The following is a 19,469-nucleotide window of genomic DNA, read 5'->3' as shown; positions in this document are numbered from 1 at the left end:
TCCCCCAGAGAGCCATGTGGGCAAGACTATCGTGCCCGCGAGGCGCCGGTGAAACCATTCCCGCGAGGGCCCCGCCCCCTCCATCGGGAGCGTGGCGTTCTCACGGAGGGCGGAAGCGCTACCGAACGGTCTGGACGGTACCGGTGGCGTCGAGCGGCGAGGTGGTGAGGAAGCCAACCTTGGGGTTCTCCCTCTCGGCCACGCCCAGCTCCCAATCGTTGCGCAGCAGGACCACCGGGTGGCCGTCGGTGTCGTCCACGTGGGTGCCCACGATCGCCCGGGCGGCCTTGACGGGATCGTCGATCCCGTCGAGCCAGCGGGCGTGGGAGAAGCCCAGCCGCTCCACCTTGATCCGCACCGAGTACTCGGCCTCGAGCCGCGCCTGGAGCACCTCGAGCTGGAGCACGCCCACCACCGCCACGATCGGATCGAGCGCGCCCTGGCCGCGGCGGAAGAAGATCTGCACCGCGCCTTCCTCGGCGAGCTGGGTGAGGCCCTCGACGAGCTGCTTGCGCCGCAGCGGATCCGCGAGGTGCAGGGTGGCGAAGATCTCCGGCGAGAAGCGCGGCACGCCGTTGAAGGCCGGCCCGCGATCGGTCGAGACCGTGTCGCCGATGCGCAGGACGTGCTGGGTATCGACGAGGCCGACGATGTCCCCGGCGTACGCCTCCTCCACGGAGACGCGATCCCTGCCGAGGAGCGTGTGCGCCATTGCGAGCTTGAGCTCCTTGTCCAGGCGCGCGTGCCGGACCTTCATCCCCTTCTCGTAGCGGCCGGAGCAGATCCGCACGAAGCAGAGCCGGTCGCGGTGGGAGGGATCCATGTTCGCCTGGATCTTGAACACGAAGGCGGAGAAGGCCGGGTCGTTCGCCTCGCGGACGCCGCCGTCGCGAGTCTCCCGGGGCCCGGGGGGCGGCGCCAGGGTCACGAAGCGATCCAGGAAGGGCCCGATGCCGAAGTTCGTCGCGGCGGAGCCGAAGAAGACCGGCGTCTGCTCGCCGGCGAGGAAGCGCTCGTGGTCGAAGGGCTCGCCCGCCGCCTCGAGGAGCTCGAGGTCTTCGCGGAGCTTGTCGTGAAGGGAGTCGCCGATGCGCTCCCGCAGCTGCGGATCGTCCGGATCGAGCACCTCCTCCGCGACGATCTCCTCGCCGTGCCGCCCGGGCGAGAAGAGGTGCACCTTGCGGTCGAGGCGGTCGTAGACGCCGACGAAGCCCTTGCCCGAGCCGATCGGCCAGTCGAGCGGCACGGTGGCGATGCCGAGCACCTGCTCCACCTCGGACATCAGGTCGAGCGGATCCTTGCCCTCGCGGTCGCACTTGTTGATCAGGGTGACGACGGGTGTCCGACGTAGGCGCGCCACGTGGAAGAGCTTCTTCGTCTGCGGCTCGACGCCCTTGGCGTTGTCGAGGAGCATGATCGCCGCGTCGGCGGCGACGAGGGTCCGGTAGGTGTCCTCGCCGAAGTCCTGGTGGCCCGGGGTGTCGAGGAGGTTGCACTGGAGACCCTTGTGCTCGAACTGCAGCACCGAGGAGGTCACCGAGATGCCGCGCTCCTTCTCGATGGCCATCCAGTCGGAGGTCGCGTGCCGGCTGGCGCGCCGGGCCTTCACGCTGCCGGCGAGGTGGATCGCGCCGGAGTAGAGAAGGAGCTTCTCCGTCAGCGTCGTCTTGCCCGCGTCGGGGTGCGAGATGATCGCGAAGGTGCGGCGCCGGGCCGCCTCGAGCGTGGTGAGTGCGTCAGACATGATGGTGGGTTTCTATCCGAGATCGAACCGCCGGGGGAGCGGATCGTTTCCGCCGACGCGAGTGAAGAAATCGGCCCCGCTTTCGAGGGACCGATTCTCCGCCTTCGGCTCCGCGCCAGGGCGCGTCAGGGGTGGTGCGCGTGCTCGCCCGGCGGCTCGATCATCTCCTTGCCGATGTCGCCGCGGTGCTGGACGTCCTTGCTCCACATTCCGAAGCGGGCGTCCGCCTCCGCGAAGTAGCGCAGGGCCTCGTCCGCGCTCGCGTACTCGCGATCGGGCATCGACTTCAGGAAGTTGATCGCGTCCACCGGCGCGCCCGAGTCCTCGGCGGCAAGGACGAACGTCTCCCGGGTGGCCGGATAGTCGACCTCCTGCAGGATCGCAGCCGGGCTGAGCTCAGGCTTCTCGCCGATGCCAAACGCCATCGTTCGCCTCCTCGGGATGAAACTCCCGAGGAAACGATGACAATCGGACGCGAGAAGCGCAGGGCTTTGGCGAAGCCGGAGGCGGAGCAGACTCCGGGTCAGATCTGGACGACCTGGACGACCTCGGGGATCTCCTCCCGGAGGCGGCTCTCGATCCCCATCTTCAAGGTGGCGGTCGAGCTGGGGCACGACGAGCACGAGCCCATCATGTAGACGTAGACCACGCCGTCCTGGAAGCGCTCGAAGGTGATGTCGCCGCCGTCCATGGCCACGGCAGGGCGGACTTCGTCCTCGATGATCGCCCGGATCTTCGCGACCACCGGATCGTCGTCCGAGCCGCCGGCGCTCGTCGCCATGGAGGACGGGTCGACCGGGTGCTCGCCCGAGTCCAGGTGGGCGTGGAGGGCCGTGTGGACGCCGTCGTTCAGCAGGGCGGCGTCCGCGTCGGAGGTCATCGTCACGGTCACGAAGGTCGGGCCCACCATCACGGCCTCGACTCCCGCCACGTCGAAGAGGCGGTGGGCGAGGGGGGAGGTCTCCGCCGCCTGCTTGTTGAGGAAGTTGGCGGTGCCCCGGGGGAGGAGCTGGCGTGCGAGCACGTACTTCAGCGTGTTCGGGTTGGGGGTGAACTCCAACCGGATCGGATCGTGCGCCTGGCTCATCTCTTCGCTCCTCGCTTCGTGAAAATCGTTTCGGTCCATCTATAACGGCGCGCGCATCCGCGCGCTTCCGTTCGGGGCGAATGAAGGAATCGGCCCCGCCGAAGCGGGTCCGACTCCTTCAGGCGCGCTTCGCGCGCATGTCGCTCCTCTTCTTTTGCTACGCCTTCGGCTCCGCGCCGGCCCGCTCAAGGTGCGGGCGAGCGGGCCTACTCCGCGATCCGGGCCGTCTTCACGTAGTCCAGGAGCGGGAAGTCCTTGCGGAGGTACTCGTTGCCCTTGGTCTGGATCAAGCCCTGATTGGGGCCATGGCCGCGGGGCGCGCCCTCGCCGTATCCCTTGTAGAGCGAATCGACGACCGACATGCCGTCCACCACCTCGCCGAAGGGCGCGAAGCCCATCCCGTCGAGGCGGGAGTTGTCGCCGTAGTTGATGAAGACCTGGGTCGTGCGGGCGTTGGGGCCGGACGTCGCGAAGGTGATCTTGCCCTTGGTGTTCGCCTGGGTCGGCGGATCGTCGGGGATCGTCGCGTCGCGCCAGACCGCCGCCACCTTCGGATCGCCGCTGATCCCGAACTGGACCATGAAGCCCTCGATCGCGCGGAAGAACGCCACGTCGTCGAAGAAGCCGATCTTCACGAGGTTGTAGAAGCGGTCCGCGCCCTGGGGCGCCCAGTCCCTGTGGACCTCCACCGTGAACGAGCCCTTGGTCGTGTCGAACTTCACCTTGTAGGTGGCGGGCGCGGTGGCCTTGGCCATGGAGGGGTCGAGGAGCGCGGGATCCTGGGCACCCTTGGCCTTGCTCTCCTCCTTGGGCGCGGCCTTCGGTGCGCCGGCCTCTTCCTTCGGCGACACCTGCGCGGCGGGCTTCGAGGACTCCTTGCAGCCGGCGAGGGCGAGGAGGCAGAGGGCGAGGGGCACGAGCAGCTGAGAAGGCTTCACGAGGGGCTCCTTGGACGAGGTCTACGCGAGCGAAGGAGCGACCATAGATCACCGCGGGGCTTTCAGGGTCTCGAAGGAGGCGGGCGATGCGAGATTGGGTTACGCTCCGGGCCGCCATGAGCCAGCCCAGCCTGCAGGAGCGCTACGCGCCCAACAGCATCTGCTTCGGATGCGGACCCGCCAACGAGAAGGGCCTGCGGATCCGAAGCGTGCCCGAGGACGAGACGGTGGTCGCCGACTGGATGCCCCAGGCCCATCACGAGGCCTTCCCCGGCATGCTGAGCGGCGGCATCACCGGCACGCTCCTCGACTGCCACAGCAACTGGACGGCTGCGTGGCATCTGATGCGGAAGGCCGGCGCGTCCGAACCGCCATGCACGGTCACGGCGGAGTACGCGGTGAAGCTCCGCCGGCCGATCCCTTCGAATGAGCCGGTCCACCTCGTGGCGCGGATCGTCGAATCCGGGGACGATCGGGCGGTCGTCGAGGCCACGCTCGAGGCTGGCGGCAAGGTCTGCGCCACGTCCCGTGGCACCTTCGTGGCGGTGAAGCCGGGACATCCGGCCTATCACCGCTGGGGCTAGGCTCGCTTGATCGCGCGGTTCCGGCGTTGGGCGCTCATCGGCGTGGCCATGGGCGCGCTCCTCTACCTCGGCTTCTCGCTGTGGGCGGGGATCCCTGCGCTGGCGAGCGAGCTCTCGAGCTTCCGGCTCTCCCTCCTCCTGCCGATCGTCGGGCTCTCCCTCGCGAACTACGCGCTGCGCTTCGCCAAGTGGAGCTACCTGCTCCGCCGCCTCGGCGTCCGCATCGACACCCGCGAGAACGCGTCGATCTTCCTCGCCGGCCTGGCCATGACGATCACGCCGGGGAAGGCCGGGGAGCTCCTGAAGCCCTACCTCGTGAGGCAGGCCACCGGCGACCCCCTCACGAAGACCGTGCCCGCCCTGATCGCGGAGCGGGGGACCGACGCCCTCGCGGTGGTGGGCCTCGCCGCCATCGGCGTGACGACCTATTTCGCCGAGGGCGCGAGCGCGCTCTTCGCCGTCGGCGGCGTCTGCGTCGGGGGGATCCTCTTCCTCTCGTCGCGGACCCTCTCCCTGGGGACGATCCGCGCCATGGGCCGGATCCCCGGACTCGCGAAGATCGAGGGCCGCCTCGAGGAGCTCTACGTCGGGATGAGGACCTGTCTTGCGCCGGTCCCACTGGCGCTCACCCTCGTCCTCTCCGCGGTCGCCTGGGGCGCGGAGGCCGTCGGCTACTGGCTGATCCTCGAGGGCTTCGGCGTCGGCGGAGCCAACCTCTCGGTGGCCACTTTCCTCTACGCGTTCTCGTCGATCGCCGGCGCGCCCTCGCCTGGCGGCCTCGGCGTCGCTGACGCGGCGCTGCAGGAGGGGGCCCTCCACCTCGTGGCCGGAATCACCCGGCCCCAGGCCCTCGGCGCCGCGCTCCTCTGCAGGCTCGCTACCCTCTGGCTCGGCGTGGCCCTGGGCGCCGTCGCCCTGCTGCGCCACGGCGCGTCGGGGACCATCGACGAGGGGCGTCCGGACTCCAAGCGCTCCGCGGCCTGACGGCCCCGACGGAAAAGCGGCCGGAGGTTCAGTGCCCGCGGATCGCGACCGCGGCGAAGAGGGCCCACGCGATGAGGAACGCGAGGCCGCCGATGGGCGTGATCGCGCCGAAGCCGCGAACCCCCGTGAGCGCCAGCAGATAGAGGCTGCCGCTGAAGATCACGATCCCGGCGAACATCGTCCAGCCGGTGGCAGTCGAGAGGCCCGTGCGGCCGTGCCGTACGAGGAGCCCCAAGGCCAGGAGTCCGAGGGCGTGGTACATCTGGTAGCGGGCGCCGGTCTCGAAGATCGCCAGGAGGTCGGGGCCGAGCCGCTGCCGCAGCCCGTGAGCTCCGAACGCCCCGGCCGCAACCGAGACCAGCGCGTTGATCGCCCCGAGGGCCAGCCAAAGCTTGTGCATCGCAGAGGTCCATTCGAAGAGTTCGTTCGACGAGTTCCGCTCGGAGCCGCCGGCCTTCGGCGCACGCGGCAGTTGACAGCCGGGCGCAAAGATACCAATGACGCAGCTTGAAACCGACCGGGGCCTTTCGGGCCGCTGCTAGGATGCACGGATTATGGCGAACGAACGCGAGACGGGTGCGAAGGGCTTCGGGGGCGGAGGTCAGGGTCCGGGTGGATCCGGCGGGCGTGGCCCCGGCGGGCCCGGAGGCCGTGGGCCTGGTGGTCCGGGTGGTCCGGGTGGCTTTGGCGGCCGTGGCCCCGGTGGTCCTGGTGGCTTCGGCGGCCGTGGCCCCGGTGGCCCTGGCGGCTTCGGCGGCCGCGGACCCGGTGGTCCGGGTGGCCGCGGTGAGGGCGGTCGCGGCAGGCGCGGCGAGGATCGAGGCCCCGTGGGCTTCGAGGCCGCTGCCCTCGAGGCGGCGCGTGGCGTGGACAAGCCGCTCCTCGCCGGCGACTTCGAGGCCCAGCTCCCGCCCCTGGAGAAGCTCGCCTCCGCCGCACGCAAGGGCGGCAAGTCGCACTCCCTGGACGAGCTCTCGCAGGACACGCGGGGCAAGCTCTTCACCGCGCTCCTGCGCGTGATGCGCCAGCGTCCGGTCGAGGATGAGGAGAAGGAGGCCAAGCGCCGCCAGGTCTTCGCCACCCTCGCCGAGGTCTGGCGCGCCCTGGGCGACGAGCGCCGCATGGAGCTCGCCAAGGAAGAGGCGGGCGACGTGAAGATCGCGCCGTGGCTCCTCGCCCACACCGGCGAGTGGGACAAGGTCGCCGCCTTCCACGAGCACGAGAGGAAGTACCGCGAGGCGGCCAAGCTCTACGAGGAGCACGACCAGCCGAAGGAGGCCGCGCGCCTCTACGGCCTCGCCGGCGACGCCCCCAAGGTGGTGGAGCTCCTCGGCAAGCTCGGCGATCGCGAGGCCCTCCTCGAGGAGGCGAAGAAGCTCCCGCCGCAGCAGCAGGAGACCGCGCTCCTCGCCGCCGGCCAGGGCGACGTGCTGATGCAGCTCCTCGTCGAGGCCGAGCGCTGGGAGGACGTGGGCCGCCTCTACGAGCGCGCCGAGCAGTGGGGCGATGCCGCTCGCGCATTCGAGAAGGCCGGCAAGACCCACAAGGCCGCCCGCGCCTTCGACAAGGCCGGCGAGACCCAGGAGGCCGACCGGCTGATCGAGGTGGAGGCGAAGGCTCTCGAGGAGAGCGATCCCGCCGCCGCCGCGAAGGCCTGGGCCCGCTTCGGCCGCCCGCTCCAGGCGGCGCGGCTCGCCACCTCGGCCCTCGAAAAGTTCCGCTGGCTCCGCGAGGGCGGCGACAACGAGCAGGCCGCGGAGATCGCCAAGGCCGAGGCGGCCGCCGCCGTCGAGGCGGGCAAGCCGCCCCTCGAGATCGCGCCCTGGCTCGCCCGGAGCGGTGACACCGCCGGTGCGCTCAAAATCTACGACGAGCATCGGCAGCCGGAAGACGCCGGCCAGATCTTCGAGGAGCTCGGCGAGAACGAGCTCGCCGCTCGCTGCTACGAGGTGGCGGGCAAGACCCGTAAGGCCGCGGAGCTCTTCGAGCGCGCGGGGAATGCCGAGGCCGCTGAAAGGCTTCGTGCCATGGAGCCCGCTCCGGCGAAGGCCGCGCCCAAGGCTGGTCCCAAGGGAGGCGCCAAGGCGGGCCCCAGGCCCGGCGGACCGCGCCGGGGCGGCGGCGAGCGCCGGCAGGGCGGGCGGCCGCAGCCGAAGCCCAAGGGCTAGTCGCATCGAATAAGGCTCGGACGGCTGCGGCTCCAGGTCGCAGCCGTGATACGCCGGCGGCTTTCGCCGGCGTCGATCCTTCGTGCGGCCTCGGGCAGACTTGCGAGCCGGATGGGCCGCTACGGGATTCAAGGTATGGCGACGAGCTGGGAGCTGAAGCAGGCGATCGAGGCGCGCCTCCGAGACGAGGAGGGGACGCTGCGGAAGGACGCGCCCGTGCGCGTCGCGCTCTGCTACCCCAGCCCCTACCACGTCGCGATGTCGTCGCTGGGCTACCAGACGATCTACCGGGAGATCCACGCGCACCCGACGGCCACCGCCGAGCGCGCCTTCCTCCCCGATGATCCGGCGGCCTGGCGCCAGTCCCGCACGCCGCTCTACACCTACGAGAGCGGCCTGCCCGTGGGCCACGCCTCGATCGTCGCCTTCTCGGTGGCCTACGAGATCGAGCTCACCGGCCTCATGGAGGTCCTCGATCTCTCCGGCCTGCCGATCCTTCGGGAGGAGCGCACCGACGCCCACCCCCTCGTGGTCGCCGGCGGCCCGCTCACGTTCTCGAACCCGGTGCCCCTGGCGCCCTTCGTCGACGTGGTGGTGATGGGGGAGTCGGAGGAGATCATCCACGACCTCCTCGCGGCCTACGAGTCGTGCGGCTCGCGTGACGAGCTCCTCGCCTTCCTCGCCGACCGTCCGGGCTTCTGGGTGCCGTCGCTGCGACGCCAGGTCCCGGCCGTCGCCAAGGCCGAGGACGCGCGGCTCCCGGCCCGCTCGCAGATCGTCACGCCCCACACCGAGCTCCGCTCGATGTTCCTGATCGAGCCCGAGCGCGGCTGCTCGAGGGGCTGCACCTATTGTGTGATGCGCCGCACCACCAACGGCGGGATGCGGACCGTGCCCCCCGAGCGCGTGCTCGAGCTCATCCCGCAGAGCGCCCGCAAGGTGGGCCTCGTCGGCGCGGCGGTCACCGATCATCCGAAGCTTCCGGCCCTCCTGCGCACCCTCGTGGACGACGGCCGCCAGGTCGGGATCTCCTCGCTGCGGGCCGATCGGCTGAACGACGAGATCGTGGGCCTCCTCGCCAAGAGCGGCGCGCGCAACCTGACCACGGCCAGCGACGGCGCCTCCGAGCGGCTGCGCGACGCGATCGATCGGAAGACGAAGGAGAAGAACCTCCTCAACGTGGCGCAGCTCACGCGAAAGCACGGCTTCGCGCAGCTCAAGCTCTACCTGATGGTGGGGCTGCCCGGTGAGACCCAGGACGACCTCGACGAGCTCATCCGCTTCGGCACCGAGATCTCGAAGATCATCCCGCTCGCCTACGGCTGCTCGCCCTTCGTGGCAAAGCGCAACACGCCGATGGATGGCGCGCCCTTCGAGGGCATCCCGGAGATCGAGAAGAAGCTCGCCTACCTGCGCCGCGGATTCCAGGGGCGGGTGGAGATCCGGGCGACCTCGGCCCGCTGGGCCTGGGTGGAGTACATGATGGCCCAGGGAGACGAGAACGCCGGCCTCGCCGCGATGGACGCGTGGCGAGGCGGCGGGAGCTTCGCGGCGTGGAAGCGCGCCTTCCGCGACCGCGACGTGAGGCCGCACGCCGCGCGGCGGGTGGAGGACGGCCGCCTCAAGCTGCCCACCCTCGCACACTGGCCCACCGTACGCGACGACGCGCCGCGTCGGGCCGGCTCCGCGGGTTGATCCCGGCGGCTTCGTCTCCTGCTATTGTCGAGAGAACCCACACGCGCCGCGGAAGTCGGAACCATGGACACACCGGATATCAGAGCGTGTGAAGAAGTCGTTCCCGCTTCGGAGGGACCGACTTCTTCAGCCGCGCTTCGCGCGATCGCGCCTCTCTCCGGCTCCGCGTGCGCGGATACGCTCGTTTCGCCTGCTCCGCCTTCGGCTCCGCGCCTGCTCGTGGTGGGCTGCGGCGGAATCGGCGGCGTGATCGCCGCGACCCTGGTCGAGCAGGGGCAGCGGCTCACCGTGGTGACGCGTCGGGCGGCGATCACCGAGGCCATCCGCCTGCGGGGCTTCGACCTCCGCGACGAGCTGGGGCAGCGGCGGATCCGGGGCGAGGTCGAGCTCGTCGAGGAGCTGCCCGTCGAGGGCTCCTGGGACTTCGTCTTCCTGGCCGTGCCGCCCACCGGCCTCGTCGAGGCCGCCCGAGGAGCGGCGCCGCTCCTCGCCAAGGGTGGCGCTCTCGTCTGCTTCCAGAACGGGCTCGCGGAGGAGCGCCTCGCGCGGATCGTCGGCCCGGAGCGGGTGATCGGCGCCGTCGTCGCTTGGGGCGCGTCGTCGCCCGACCCCGGAGTCTTCGAGAGGACCTCCGCGGGCGGCTTCACCTTGGGCCGGCTCGACGGGGAGGTGGGTGAGCAGCTCGAGAGCCTCGGCCGGATCCTGGAGGCCATCGGGCCGGTGGAGCTCTCCACCAACCTCCGGGGCGCGCGCTGGAGCAAGCTCGCCCTCAACTGCGCGGTCTCGTCGCTCGGGACCATCGGCGGCGACCGGCTCGGCGTCCTGATGAGACATCGCTTCGTGCGGCGCCTCGCCCTCGAGGTGATGACCGAGGCGGTGGTGGTCGCCAGGGCGGAGGGCGTCCGCCTCGAGAAGGTCGCCGGCACCCTCGATCTGGAGTGGGTCGCCCTCACCGACGCCGAGCGCAGCGGGGCGGGATCGCCCTCCGTGATGGCGAAGCACGCGCTCCTGCTCGCCGTGGGCGCGCGGTACCGGCGCCTCCGCTCCTCAATGCTCGCCGCGATCGAGAGGGGCCGCGAGCCGCCCGTCGATTACCTCAACGGCGAGGTGGTCGACCGCGCGATGCGGCATGGGATCGGCGCGCCGCTCAACGCTCGGATCCGCGAGCTCGTCCACGCGATCGCGCGGCGCGAAGAGCGCAGCGAGGTCTCGACCCTGCGCCGGCTCTACGACGAGACGCGTTATCCCGGAGCGAACGCCGCCCAGAAGAGCCCGCCACCCGCTTGATCCGGGGGCCGTTTCTCTCCGGCGTGGAACGAGCGGATCTCGTGCAGCACGTACTCGTAGTCCGACGGCTGGGCCAGCCCCAGAGGATCGTCGACGTCGTAGACCACGACCCGCGGTGCGTGCCTGCCCCACGCCTCCTCGAGGAGGATCGCCTCCCTGGGCCCCGGCGGATCGCGCAGGTGATCCACCCGGTGTGAAGCACGCACGGCCTGAAGGTGTCCGTGGATCACGTTGTTCAGCATCGCGTCGACGAGGGCCGGGTCGGGGGATGGCCGGGAGGCGCCGGGTAGTCGGCGAGGTCCCAGCCGAGCCCGATCCCCAGCGGCAGGCTGCGGACCGCCGCCGTGGCCAGGTCGCCGGTGTCGAGCACCAGCCGCGCGCCCGCCTCCTCCACGTGGAGCGCCAGCTCGTCGAGCTCCAGCGTGGCGCCGCTCCGGGGCTTCGGGAGGCTGGCCATCGACGCGGTGACCACGCGGATCTGCAGCGCCTCGAGGGCATCCACGAGATCCGAGAGCAGGCTCGGAGACCGCAGCCGACCGAGGAGCTCGGCGCCGAGGCGCAGCCAGGGCGTCTTGACCCCGGCCGCCCGGAGCTCGCGGCGGATCCGGGTCAGCTCGCCCGGGCCGAGGAGGGTCGTGTGGGGAGGCTGCGCGTAGAGCTCGAGCGAGGGAAAGCCCGCCCGCGCGGCCATCTGGAGCGCGGAGGCCTCGAGCGGGGCCGCCGCGAAGAGGCGAGTGGAGAGGAGCGCGCGCATGCCACGAATCTAGATCTCCCGAGGTTCGCGCGTGGGAGACGGGGCCCGATCAGACGTTCTGCTGCTCGGCCTCGGACTCGGCTTCCTCGCGGGCCTCGTGGCGGCACGCCAGCACGATCGAGCGCTCGAAGTGCTCGAGGTCGAAGGGCTTGGCGATCACGCCGTCCACGCCCTCCCGCTTGCCCAGCGCCTCGAGGTCCTGGGAGGAGATCGCGCTCATCAGGACGATCGACGCGCCCTTGCTTCGGGTGCGCAGGCGGGTGACCACGTCGGCGCGGGCCACGTCGGGGAGGGTGAGGTCCGCCACGATCGCGCAGGGCGTCGATTTGGAGAGGCTCGACAGCGCCTCGGACATGGTGGCCGCCCTCTCCACCTCGTAGGAGAGATCGGCGAGGAGCTCGATCAGCAGCTCGGCTAGCTCCGGCTCGTCTTCCAGCAGCAGAACCCGATGTCGATGCATGCTCCCCCTCCGGGCACGATCAGTCCGATGCCCTCTTTCTCAGCGAGTCGATCGCCGCGGCATAGCTCGGGGCGCCGAAGACCGCGCTGCCTGCAACGAAGACGTTTGCGCCGGCGCGGGCGACCTCCGCCACGTTCGCCGGAGTGACGCCGCCGTCGACCTCGATCCAAAGGTCGTGCAGCCCCCTCGAATCCGCGAGGTCCCGGAGCGCGCGAATCTTCCGGAGCGCCGAGGGGATGAACGACTGCCCGCCGAAGCCGGGGTTCACGCTCATCACCAGCACCATCGCCAGGTCCTCGAGCACGTACTCGACCGCCTCGATCGGCGTGGACGGATTCAGCGCCACCGCCGGCTTCGCGCCAGCGGCGCGGATCTGCTGGATCGTCCGGTGGAGGTGGGGGCAGGCCTCCGCGTGCACGCTCACGATCGCGGCGCCGGCCTTCACGAAGGCGTCGATGTACTTCTCGGGCTCGACGATCATCAGGTGGACGTCGAGGGGCTTCGTCGCCCGCTTGGCGACGGCCTCCACCACGAGGGGGCCGATCGTGAGGTTGGGGACGAAGCGCCCGTCCATCACGTCGACGTGTACGAGGTCGCAGCCTGCGTCCTCGATCGCCTTCACTTCCTCGGCCAGCCGCCCGAAGTCGGCGGAGAGGATGGAGGGGGCGATCAGGGGAGGGAGAGACACGTCCTACTCCGGTCTGGGCGAGTGGCCCAGCATACAAGGAATTTGCCCCGGTTGGGGCGGGGGCCACCTGTCGGCGGCTCGAAGTGTGCGAAAGGATACGCTTTTTCGGGCCGGCTGGGAACCCGGACGCGGGCCCCGGGTTCGAGCCCGCGCGCGCGTTCGGGGCACGTCGTGTCGGCAGTGCTCGTCAGGCCGGCGGCGACGTCTTGATGAACGTCCCCTTCTCGAGCTCCTCGTACGCGGTCCGGAGCTCGTCCTGCGTGTTCATCACGATCGGGCCGTACCACGCGATCGGCTCGCCGATGGGCTTGCCCGAGATCAGCAGGAACCGCACTTGCTCCGACTCGGCCCGCACGGAGATCGAGTCACCGTCTCCAAAGAGCACGAGGTGGTCGTTCCCGATGCACCGGTCGCGCTCGACGTCGAAGTACTTGTCGCCCTCCGCCTCGTAGCTGAAGGGATCCCCCTGCTCGCAGAAGAGGCCCTTTCCCTCGATCACGTAGGCGAAGACCGTGTGTCCGCGTGGCGTACGGTGCGTGAAGCTGGTCGACGGCGGCACGGTCACGTCGAGATACTCCGGCCCGGTCACGACGTCCCGGACCGGCCCCGTCACCCCTCTCGCCGTGCCGGCGATGATCTTGATCCGGGTGCCGTCCGAATCCGTCACCTCCGGGATGTCCGCCGCCCGGATCCCGCGGTAGCGCGGCTCCATCATCTTGTCCGCCGCTGGGAGGTTCGCCCAGAGCTGGAAGCCGTACATCGCGCCGCTCTCGTCCCCCTTCGGCATCTCCTGGTGGATGATGCCGCTGCCGGCGGTCATCCACTGCACGTCGCCCGGGGAGATCACCCCTCGGTTCCCGAGGCTGTCGCCGTGCGCGACCTCTCCGCGGAGGACGTAGGTGATCGTCTCCATCCCCCGGTGCGGGTGCCACGGAAAGCCCTTCACGTAATCGTCGGGGCGGTCGGAGCGAAAGTCGTCCAGCAGGAGGAACGGATCGTAGAGCTCCGGCGGCCCGAGGCCGATCGCGCGGTGGAGGTGGACGCCCGCGCCCTCGATCGTCGGACGGCTCTTCACGACCTTGCGAATCTGCCTCGCCTCGTCCATCGACTGACCTCGTGCGCCTCCCGGCCCCTCGCCGGTCTTGGCCATCCAGGCTGCACGAGATGCGGGCCGGGCGGGTACGGCTCGCGCCGAGATCGACGCACTCACTCGGAGCGTCGACGTCGGCGGGCTACAGTGGTTCAGGCCCGGCGCACGAGGCGGGCGGCGAAGAAGCCGTCCATGCCGCCGCGGTGGGGCCAGGTCTCCAGCGTCCACCCGTCGGGGCTCCACGTCGGGCGTGGCTCGAGGGGGGCCGGCTCGAAGCGGCCGCGGTGGCGCTCGAGGAAGGCGTCCACCTGGCCGCGCCCCTCCTCGTGGAGGAACGAGCAGACGGCGTAGACCAGGATCCCGCCCACGCGAACGGACGAGGCGATGTTGTCGAGGATCCGCGCCTGGCCCGCGACCATCCGGGCCACGTCGTCGGGCCCGCGGCGATAGCGGAGCTCCGGGTGGCGGCGGAGCGTGCCCAGGCCCGTGCAGGGGGCGTCGACGAGCACCAGGTCGAAGGGTCCGCCGACCTCGGGCGGCAGCGGCGCGCCGGCGTCCGCCGCAATCGTACGGATGACCGATAGACCGAGGCGGGCGGCCTCCTCCCCGATCCGCCGGACCTTTCGCTCGTGGACGTCGAGGGAGGTCACCGACGCCGCGCCGAGCTCCGCCAGGTGGCAGCTCTTGCCGCCGGGAGCGGCGCAAGCGTCGAGAACCTTGGCACCGGGCTGCGGATCCGCGAGCAGCGTCACGAGCTGCGCGGCCTCGTCCTGCTGCGAGAACAGCCCGTCGCGGAACGCGGCGAGCCTCGGCAGGGGCCCCGCGCCTTCGATCCGCAGCGCGTCGGGAGAGTACGCGCCAGCGGTGATCTCCGCGCCGGGCGCCTCTTCTTCGAGCCGGGCGACGAGGGCGTCGCGATCGATCCGCAGCCGGTTGCGGCGGATCGTGGGCGGCGCCGGACGGTCGATCGCCTCCGCGAGCTCGAAGGCCTCGTCGGCGCCCAGGCGCTTCAGGAGCGCCATCGCGAGCCACTCGGGGATCGAGGCCTCCACCTGGAGGGCCTCCAGCGGCGCGGCCTGCCGATCGAGCGGGGGAGGCGCGCCCTGCTGGGAGAGGCGGCGGAGCACCGCGTTCACCAGGCCCGCGGCCCGCTCGAGGCCCGCGCGCCTCGCCGTCGACACCGTCTCGCCAACGGCGGCGTGGGGCGGAACGCGGGTGTAGAGGAGCTGGTAGGCGCCCAGGCGGAGCAGCTCCAGCACCTGGGGCTCGAGCTTGGGGAGCGGCTGCTTCACCAGGGGCGAGAGCGCGCGGTCGAGGGCGCTCCGCCGCCGGAGCACGCCGTAGGCCAGCTCGGTGGCGAGGGCGGCGTCCCGGGGGTCGATCCGGCCAGCGGAGGAGAGCTCCGCGTCGAGGGCCAGGTTGGCGAAGGCGGCGTCCTTGCGGACGCGGTGGAGGACCGAGAGCGCGATCGCGCGTGGATCCGACATGTCTCTCTCGTTCAGGCGCAGGAGCCGGGCGACTCGTCCTTTGCGTGCGCCCGGCGGTTCGCGACGATGCTGGTGATGATCGTGATCGCGAGGATTCCCAGGATCACAGCCAGCGAGATCGGGGTGGGGATCGGGTACCAGCCGCTCACCAGCATCTTCACGCCGACGTACGTGAGGATGATCGAGAGCCCGATCTCCAGATGGACGAAGCGCTCTACCACGTTGGCGAGGAGGAAGTAGAGCGAGCGCAGCCCCAGGATCGCGAAGACGTTCGAGGTGAAGACGATGAAGGGGTCGGTGGTCACCGCGAAGATCGCCGGAATCGAGTCCACCGCGAAGACCACGTCCATCGCCTCGACCACCACCAGCGCGACGAGGAGCGGCGTGGCCACGCGCTTTCCGGCCTCGACCACGAAGAAGTGCTTGCCGTCGATGCGATCGGTCGTGGGGACGAAGCGCGTGAAGATCCGGAGGGCGAGGTTCTTTCGAGGATCCGGCTTCTCACCCCGTGCGAAGAGCATCCGCACACCGGTGAAGACCAGGAACCCGCCGAAGACGTAGATCACCGCGTGGAAGCGGTTGAGCAGCTCCGCCCCGAGGATGATCATCACGCCGCGGGTGACGAGGGCGCCGAGGATTCCCCAGAAGAGGATCCGGTGCTGGTAGATCTTCGGCACGCCGAAGCTCGTGAAGACCAGCAGCATCACGAAGAGGTTGTCGACCGAGAGGCTCTTCTCGATCACGTAGCCGGTGAGGAACTCGATGCCCGCCTGGTGGCCGAGGTCCCAGAAGACGAAGGCGTTGAACGCGCCGGCAAGACTGATCCAGATCGCGGTCCAGACCGCCGCCTCCTTGTTCGACACCTCGTGCGGCCTGCGGTGGAAGACGCCGAGGTCGAGGGCGAGGAGCACGAGCACCAGCGCGATGAAGCCGAGCCAGAGCGTGAGCGGCGCGGAGCCGAGGAGCAGGGAGATGGAGGAGGTCATCGGATCTCGGGGCGTCTCCGGAGGGCGGAGTAGCGAAAATCAAGGCGCCTTGCGCGGAACCGTCTACCGGCTTTTGGCCGACTGCAAAACTCTTGAACGATCGGGCAGCCGGATTTCGCCCATGGATCGGCCGTCGGCGGCCGCCGTTCATTCCTCCTGGGTCGCCGCGATGCGCTCCAGGGCCTCCAGGTAGGAGCCCGCGCCCTTGCCCATGATTTGCTCCACGCAGACGTCCGCGATCCGGCTCTCCCGGCGCCATGGCTCGCGGGCGAGGATGTCGCTGAGATGGACCTCCCAGGCTTGCACGCCCACCGCGGCGATGGCGTCGCGGATCGCGTAGGAGGTGTGCGTGTACGCGCCGGCGTTGATCACCAGCGCGTCCATCCACTTCCGTGCGGTGTGGAGCTCGTCGATCAGCGCGCCCTCGTGATTGCTCTGGAAGCAGCGGACCTGGAGGCCGAGCTCCATCGCGCGGGAGCGGATCTTCGTGTCGAGCTCGGTGAGGGTGAGCGTGCCGTAGATCGACGGCTCCCTCTCGCCCAGGAGGTTCAGGTTCGGTCCGTGGAGGACGAGCACGTTCATATGAGGCCCTCGTAGGCCTTGTCGATCGCCCGGCGAAGGAGCCGGGGCTCGAGACCCCGGACAACCTCGGCCTTGCCCAAAGCGGAGAGCACGACGAAGCGATCCGCCTTCTTGTCCCGCTGGAGTCCCGCGATCACCGCCTCCGGCGACGGCGCGCGGAACGGCGGCGGGGCGGGAAAGCGGGCGAGGAGCCTCGTGGCCCGCTCGGCCTCAGGTGCCGCCAGGGTGCCGAGCTCCACCGAGACGAAGAGCGCGGCCCTCATGCCCATGACCACGGCCTCGCCGTGGGTGAGGACGCCGAAGCCCGTCGCCAGCTCCAGCGCGTGGCCGATCGTGTGGCCGAAGTTCAGGATCCGGCGCAGGCCGCCCTCGTGCTCGTCGGCCTCGACCACCGCCGCCTTGATCCGCACCGAGCGGGCGATCGCCTCCGCCAGGAGACCGGCGGGCGGCGACGGCTCGGCGAGGCGCTCGAGCTGCTCTTCGAGGATCGGCAGGAAGTCGGCGTCCGCCACGAAGGCGGCCTTCACCACCTCCGCCAGCCCGGACCAGCGCTCGCGGGGCGGGAGGGTGGCGAGGGTGTCGGTGTCCGCCAGCACCGTGCGAGGCGGGTAGAACGCGCCCACCAGGTTCTTGCCCAGGGGGTGATCCACCGCGACTTTGCCGCCCACCGAGGAGTCCACCTGGGAGAGGAGGGTCGTGGGGAGCTGCACGAAGGCCACGCCGCGGTGGTAGGTGGCCGCGACGAAGCCGGCGAGGTCGCCCACCACGCCGCCGCCCAGGGCCACCACCGTGTCGTCGCGGCCGATGCCGCCTTCGATCAGCCGGCCATAGAGCCAATCGGCGCGGGCGAGGGTCTTCGAGGCCTCGCCCGGCGGGATCCGGATCGGAAGGCAGGGGAGCTTCGCCTCCTCCAGCGAGCCCATCGGCGCCAGGGCGTGAAGGTGGAAGACGTCGTCGTCCGAGATCAGCGCGACCTTGCCCCGAAGGCCTAGCTCGAGGAGCGCGGGGCCGAGCTGCGCCGACACCCCCGGCCCGATTCGGACCCGGTAGGGCCCGCTGCTCGAGAGGACCTTCACGTCCGCAATGGCTCGTCCGCCTTCGGGCGTCATACCAGCGGCCCCAGCACCGCGCGAACGAGGCCGGAGACCGCGCCCGCCACCTCCTCCGGCGACAGGCCCGTCGTCTCGACCCGCACGTCGGCCCGGGCGTACCAGCGGTCGCGCTCTCTCGCGAGCTCGGCGAGGCGCACCTCCGGGGGACCGTCGCCAAGGAGCGGCCTCGCGAGGACCTCTCGCTCGTTCGCGATCAGCCGCCGGGCCAGCTCGTCGGGCTCCGCGTGGAGGTGCACGGCCACGCCCGACTTGCGAATGCTCCGCCACGCGCTCTCGCGGACCACGGCGCCGCCGCCCAAGGCGATCACCGCGGGCGCCTCGCGGGTGGCCTCTCGCAGCGCTACCTCCTCCAGCTCCCGGAAGGCCTCTTCGCCCGCAGTCTGGAATATCTGCGCGATCGACGTCCCGGCGCGGGACTCGATCCTCGCGTCCAGATCGATGAACGGCCGCCCCAGGCGCTTGGCGAGGATCAGCCCTGAGCGCGTCTTCCCCGAGCCCATCGGGCCCAGGAGGAAGGCGTGCCCCGGCTCGACCCGCGTCGAGAGCCGAAGCTTCGCGAAGGGGAGCCGGAGGGCGTCCATGGTGTCGCCGCCGAGGGCCTCGAGGAGCGCGTCGGCCAGCGTGAGCGCCACCATCGCCTCCGCCACGATCCCCGCCGCCGGCACGGCGCAGGTATCGCTGCGCTCCACGTGGGCGCTGCGCTCCTCGAGCGCGTGCAGGTCGACCGAGCCCAGCGCCGCCGGCACCGTCGCGATCGGCTTCATCGCGGCGCGGACCACCAGCGGCTCGCCGTTCGTGATCCCGCCCTCCAGGCCGCCCGCGCGGTTGCGCGCCCGGGTCAGCCTCCCGGCCGAGAGGTGGATCGGATCGTGGACCTCGCTGCCGTAGAGCCCAGCGGCGGCGAAGCCATCTCCGAGCTCCACGGCCTTGATCGCCGGGATCGAGGAGAGCGCCCCGGCGAGCCTCGCGTCGAGGCGGCGGTCCCAGTGGACGTGGGAGCCGAGTCCCACCGGGACGCCCGTCGCAACCACCTCCACCACGCCGCCCACCGTGTCGCGGCGGCGCCGCGCTTCGTCGATCGCTTCCGCGAGATGTCGAGACGAGGCCTCGTCGAGGGCGCGGGTCTCGAAGCCGTCGGCGAGCAGCCCGAGCTCGTAGGCGTCCTCGCGGTAGAGCCCGGGCGCCGCGTCGTGGGCGGGGGTCGCCTCCGCCGGGCCGATCGAGCGGACGTAGGAGCCGATCCCGATCCCGAGCTCGCGCAGGAGCACGCGGGCGGCGGCGCCGAGGGCCACGCGCATCGCCGTCTCCCGCGCCGAGGCGCGCTCCAGCACGCCGCGCAGGTCCTTTGTGTGTCCGTATTTGATACCGCCAGTGAGATCGGCGTGCCCCGGGCGCGGGACGCGGACCGGCTTCGGATCCGGACCGCCCGGCGCCGCCTGCATCCGCTCGCGCCAGTTCTCGAAGTCGCGGTTCCGGACCAGGAGCGCCAGCGGCGAGCCCAGCGTCTTGCCGAAGCGGACGCCGCCGAGGATCTCGGCCGTGTCCTTCTCGATCTTCATCCGGCCGCCGCGGCCGTAGCCGCGCTGCCGCCGCGCGAGGTCGCGATCGAGGTCGGCCGCCTCCAGGTGGAGGCCGGCGGGGAGCCCTTCGAGGATCCCTGTGAGCGCCGGCCCGTGGCTCTCGCCGGCGGTCATGAAGCGAAGGCGCGTCATCGTTGCTCCGTCTCGCGAGTGGGGCTCGCGCTGGGCGGAACCTAACCGGATGCCGCCCGCCGCGCGAGGCGAACGATCTCCAGGAGCCTCTCGGGATCCTGCGGCGAGGCT

At 70.9% G+C, this 19,469-nt stretch carries 20 protein-coding genes; 5 read left to right on the top strand and 15 right to left on the bottom strand.

The genetic code is table 11. The features are described from left to right. Positions 1-118 precede the first annotated feature (118 nt). From AKJ08_RS15640 to AKJ08_RS15625, 4 genes are all read right to left on the bottom strand, one after another. A complete protein-coding gene (locus AKJ08_RS15640; RefSeq protein WP_050726918.1) occupies positions 119-1,744 on the bottom strand; it encodes a peptide chain release factor 3 in 1,626 nt (541 codons plus the stop codon). Positions 1,745-1,869: 125 nt separating this feature from the next. Next, a complete protein-coding gene (locus AKJ08_RS15635) occupies positions 1,870-2,169 on the bottom strand; it encodes a DUF2795 domain-containing protein (protein WP_050726917.1) in 300 nt (99 codons plus the stop codon). 98 nt (positions 2,170-2,267) lie between these two features. Then, a complete protein-coding gene (locus AKJ08_RS15630; RefSeq protein ID WP_050727618.1) occupies positions 2,268-2,831 on the bottom strand; it encodes a NifU family protein in 564 nt (187 codons plus the stop codon). A 206-nt stretch (positions 2,832-3,037) separates the two neighbouring features. Next, entirely contained in the window at positions 3,038-3,769 is a 732-nt protein-coding gene (locus AKJ08_RS15625; RefSeq protein ID WP_205624743.1) for a peptidylprolyl isomerase, read from the bottom strand. Between the two features lie 86 nt (positions 3,770-3,855). Between AKJ08_RS15625 and AKJ08_RS15620 the strand changes: the two genes are divergently transcribed. Both AKJ08_RS15620 and AKJ08_RS15615 read left to right on the top strand, forming a co-directional pair. Further along, entirely contained in the window at positions 3,856-4,353 is a 498-nt protein-coding gene (locus AKJ08_RS15620) for a PaaI family thioesterase (protein WP_240475370.1), read from the top strand. A gap of 6 nt (positions 4,354-4,359) precedes the next feature. After that, complete coding sequence (locus AKJ08_RS15615; RefSeq protein WP_050726916.1) at positions 4,360-5,337, top strand: lysylphosphatidylglycerol synthase transmembrane domain-containing protein; 978 nt, start codon at positions 4,360-4,362, stop codon at positions 5,335-5,337. Between the two features lie 28 nt (positions 5,338-5,365). Here the strand turns inward: AKJ08_RS15615 and AKJ08_RS15610 are convergent, their stop codons facing one another. Next, entirely contained in the window at positions 5,366-5,737 is a 372-nt protein-coding gene (locus tag AKJ08_RS15610; protein ID WP_050726915.1) for a DUF423 domain-containing protein, read from the bottom strand. Between the two features lie 427 nt (positions 5,738-6,164). On the opposite strand from AKJ08_RS15610, the gene AKJ08_RS19485 reads away from it, so the two are divergent. The 3 genes from AKJ08_RS19485 to AKJ08_RS15595 all read left to right on the top strand — a co-directional run bounded on the left by AKJ08_RS19485 (position 6,165) and on the right by AKJ08_RS15595 (position 10,487). Beyond that, a complete protein-coding gene (locus tag AKJ08_RS19485; protein ID WP_050726914.1) occupies positions 6,165-7,505 on the top strand; it encodes a hypothetical protein in 1,341 nt (446 codons plus the stop codon). A 135-nt stretch (positions 7,506-7,640) separates the two neighbouring features. Further along, positions 7,641-9,200: a radical SAM protein gene (locus AKJ08_RS15600; RefSeq protein WP_050726913.1), complete on the top strand. Its 1,560-nt coding sequence runs from the start codon at positions 7,641-7,643 to the stop codon at positions 9,198-9,200. Between the two features lie 219 nt (positions 9,201-9,419). Beyond that, on the top strand, positions 9,420-10,487 hold the full coding sequence (locus tag AKJ08_RS15595; protein ID WP_276202173.1) for a ketopantoate reductase family protein: 1,068 nt from the start codon (positions 9,420-9,422) through the stop codon (positions 10,485-10,487). Here the strand turns inward: AKJ08_RS15595 and AKJ08_RS15590 are convergent. The 10 genes from AKJ08_RS15590 to aroC all read right to left on the bottom strand — a co-directional run bounded on the left by AKJ08_RS15590 (position 10,442) and on the right by aroC (position 19,358). Continuing rightward, a complete protein-coding gene (locus tag AKJ08_RS15590) occupies positions 10,442-10,729 on the bottom strand; it encodes a hypothetical protein (protein WP_050726912.1) in 288 nt (95 codons plus the stop codon). The two genes, AKJ08_RS15595 and AKJ08_RS15590, sit on opposite strands and share 46 nt — an antisense overlap. Continuing rightward, positions 10,723-11,241 (bottom strand): apurinic/apyrimidinic endonuclease family protein, encoded by a 519-nt coding sequence (locus AKJ08_RS15585; RefSeq protein WP_050726911.1) that lies wholly within the window; start codon positions 11,239-11,241, stop codon positions 10,723-10,725. Before AKJ08_RS15585 ends, AKJ08_RS15590 begins: the two co-directional genes overlap by 7 nt. Positions 11,242-11,290: 49 nt before the next feature. Next, positions 11,291-11,701, bottom strand: coding sequence for a response regulator transcription factor (locus AKJ08_RS15580; RefSeq protein WP_050726910.1), 411 nt, complete (start codon positions 11,699-11,701; stop codon positions 11,291-11,293). 19 nt (positions 11,702-11,720) lie between these two features. Continuing rightward, positions 11,721-12,389 (bottom strand): ribulose-phosphate 3-epimerase, encoded by a 669-nt coding sequence (gene rpe / locus AKJ08_RS15575; RefSeq protein WP_050726909.1) that lies wholly within the window; start codon positions 12,387-12,389, stop codon positions 11,721-11,723. 187 nt (positions 12,390-12,576) lie between these two features. Further along, a complete protein-coding gene (locus AKJ08_RS15570; protein WP_240475368.1) occupies positions 12,577-13,539 on the bottom strand; it encodes a pirin family protein in 963 nt (320 codons plus the stop codon). 92 nt (positions 13,540-13,631) lie between these two features. After that, positions 13,632-14,966 (bottom strand): 16S rRNA (cytosine(967)-C(5))-methyltransferase RsmB, encoded by a 1,335-nt coding sequence (gene rsmB, locus AKJ08_RS15565; RefSeq protein WP_050726907.1) that lies wholly within the window; start codon positions 14,964-14,966, stop codon positions 13,632-13,634. Between the two features lie 11 nt (positions 14,967-14,977). After that, a complete protein-coding gene (locus AKJ08_RS15560) occupies positions 14,978-15,952 on the bottom strand; it encodes a TerC family protein (protein ID WP_050726906.1) in 975 nt (324 codons plus the stop codon). A gap of 147 nt (positions 15,953-16,099) precedes the next feature. Then, positions 16,100-16,534 carry a type II 3-dehydroquinate dehydratase gene (gene aroQ, locus AKJ08_RS15555; protein ID WP_050726905.1) on the bottom strand — a complete coding sequence of 145 codons (435 nt, stop codon included), beginning with the start codon at positions 16,532-16,534 and terminating at the stop codon, positions 16,100-16,102. Further along, positions 16,531-17,610, bottom strand: coding sequence for a 3-dehydroquinate synthase (gene aroB / locus AKJ08_RS15550; protein WP_050726904.1), 1,080 nt, complete (start codon positions 17,608-17,610; stop codon positions 16,531-16,533). Before aroB ends, aroQ begins: the two co-directional genes overlap by 4 nt. Before the next feature lie 29 nt (positions 17,611-17,639). Then, positions 17,640-19,358, bottom strand: a complete 1,719-nt coding sequence (aroC, locus tag AKJ08_RS15545) for a chorismate synthase (RefSeq protein WP_169788854.1) — start codon at positions 19,356-19,358, stop codon at positions 17,640-17,642. Positions 19,359-19,469: the final 111 nt, after the last annotated feature.

The organism is Vulgatibacter incomptus, from assembly GCF_001263175.1.
Lineage (GTDB): Bacteria > Myxococcota > Myxococcia > Myxococcales > Vulgatibacteraceae > Vulgatibacter > Vulgatibacter incomptus.
The sequence above is the reverse complement of the archived record's forward strand: the minus strand, read 5'-3'. Positions and strand labels throughout refer to the sequence as shown.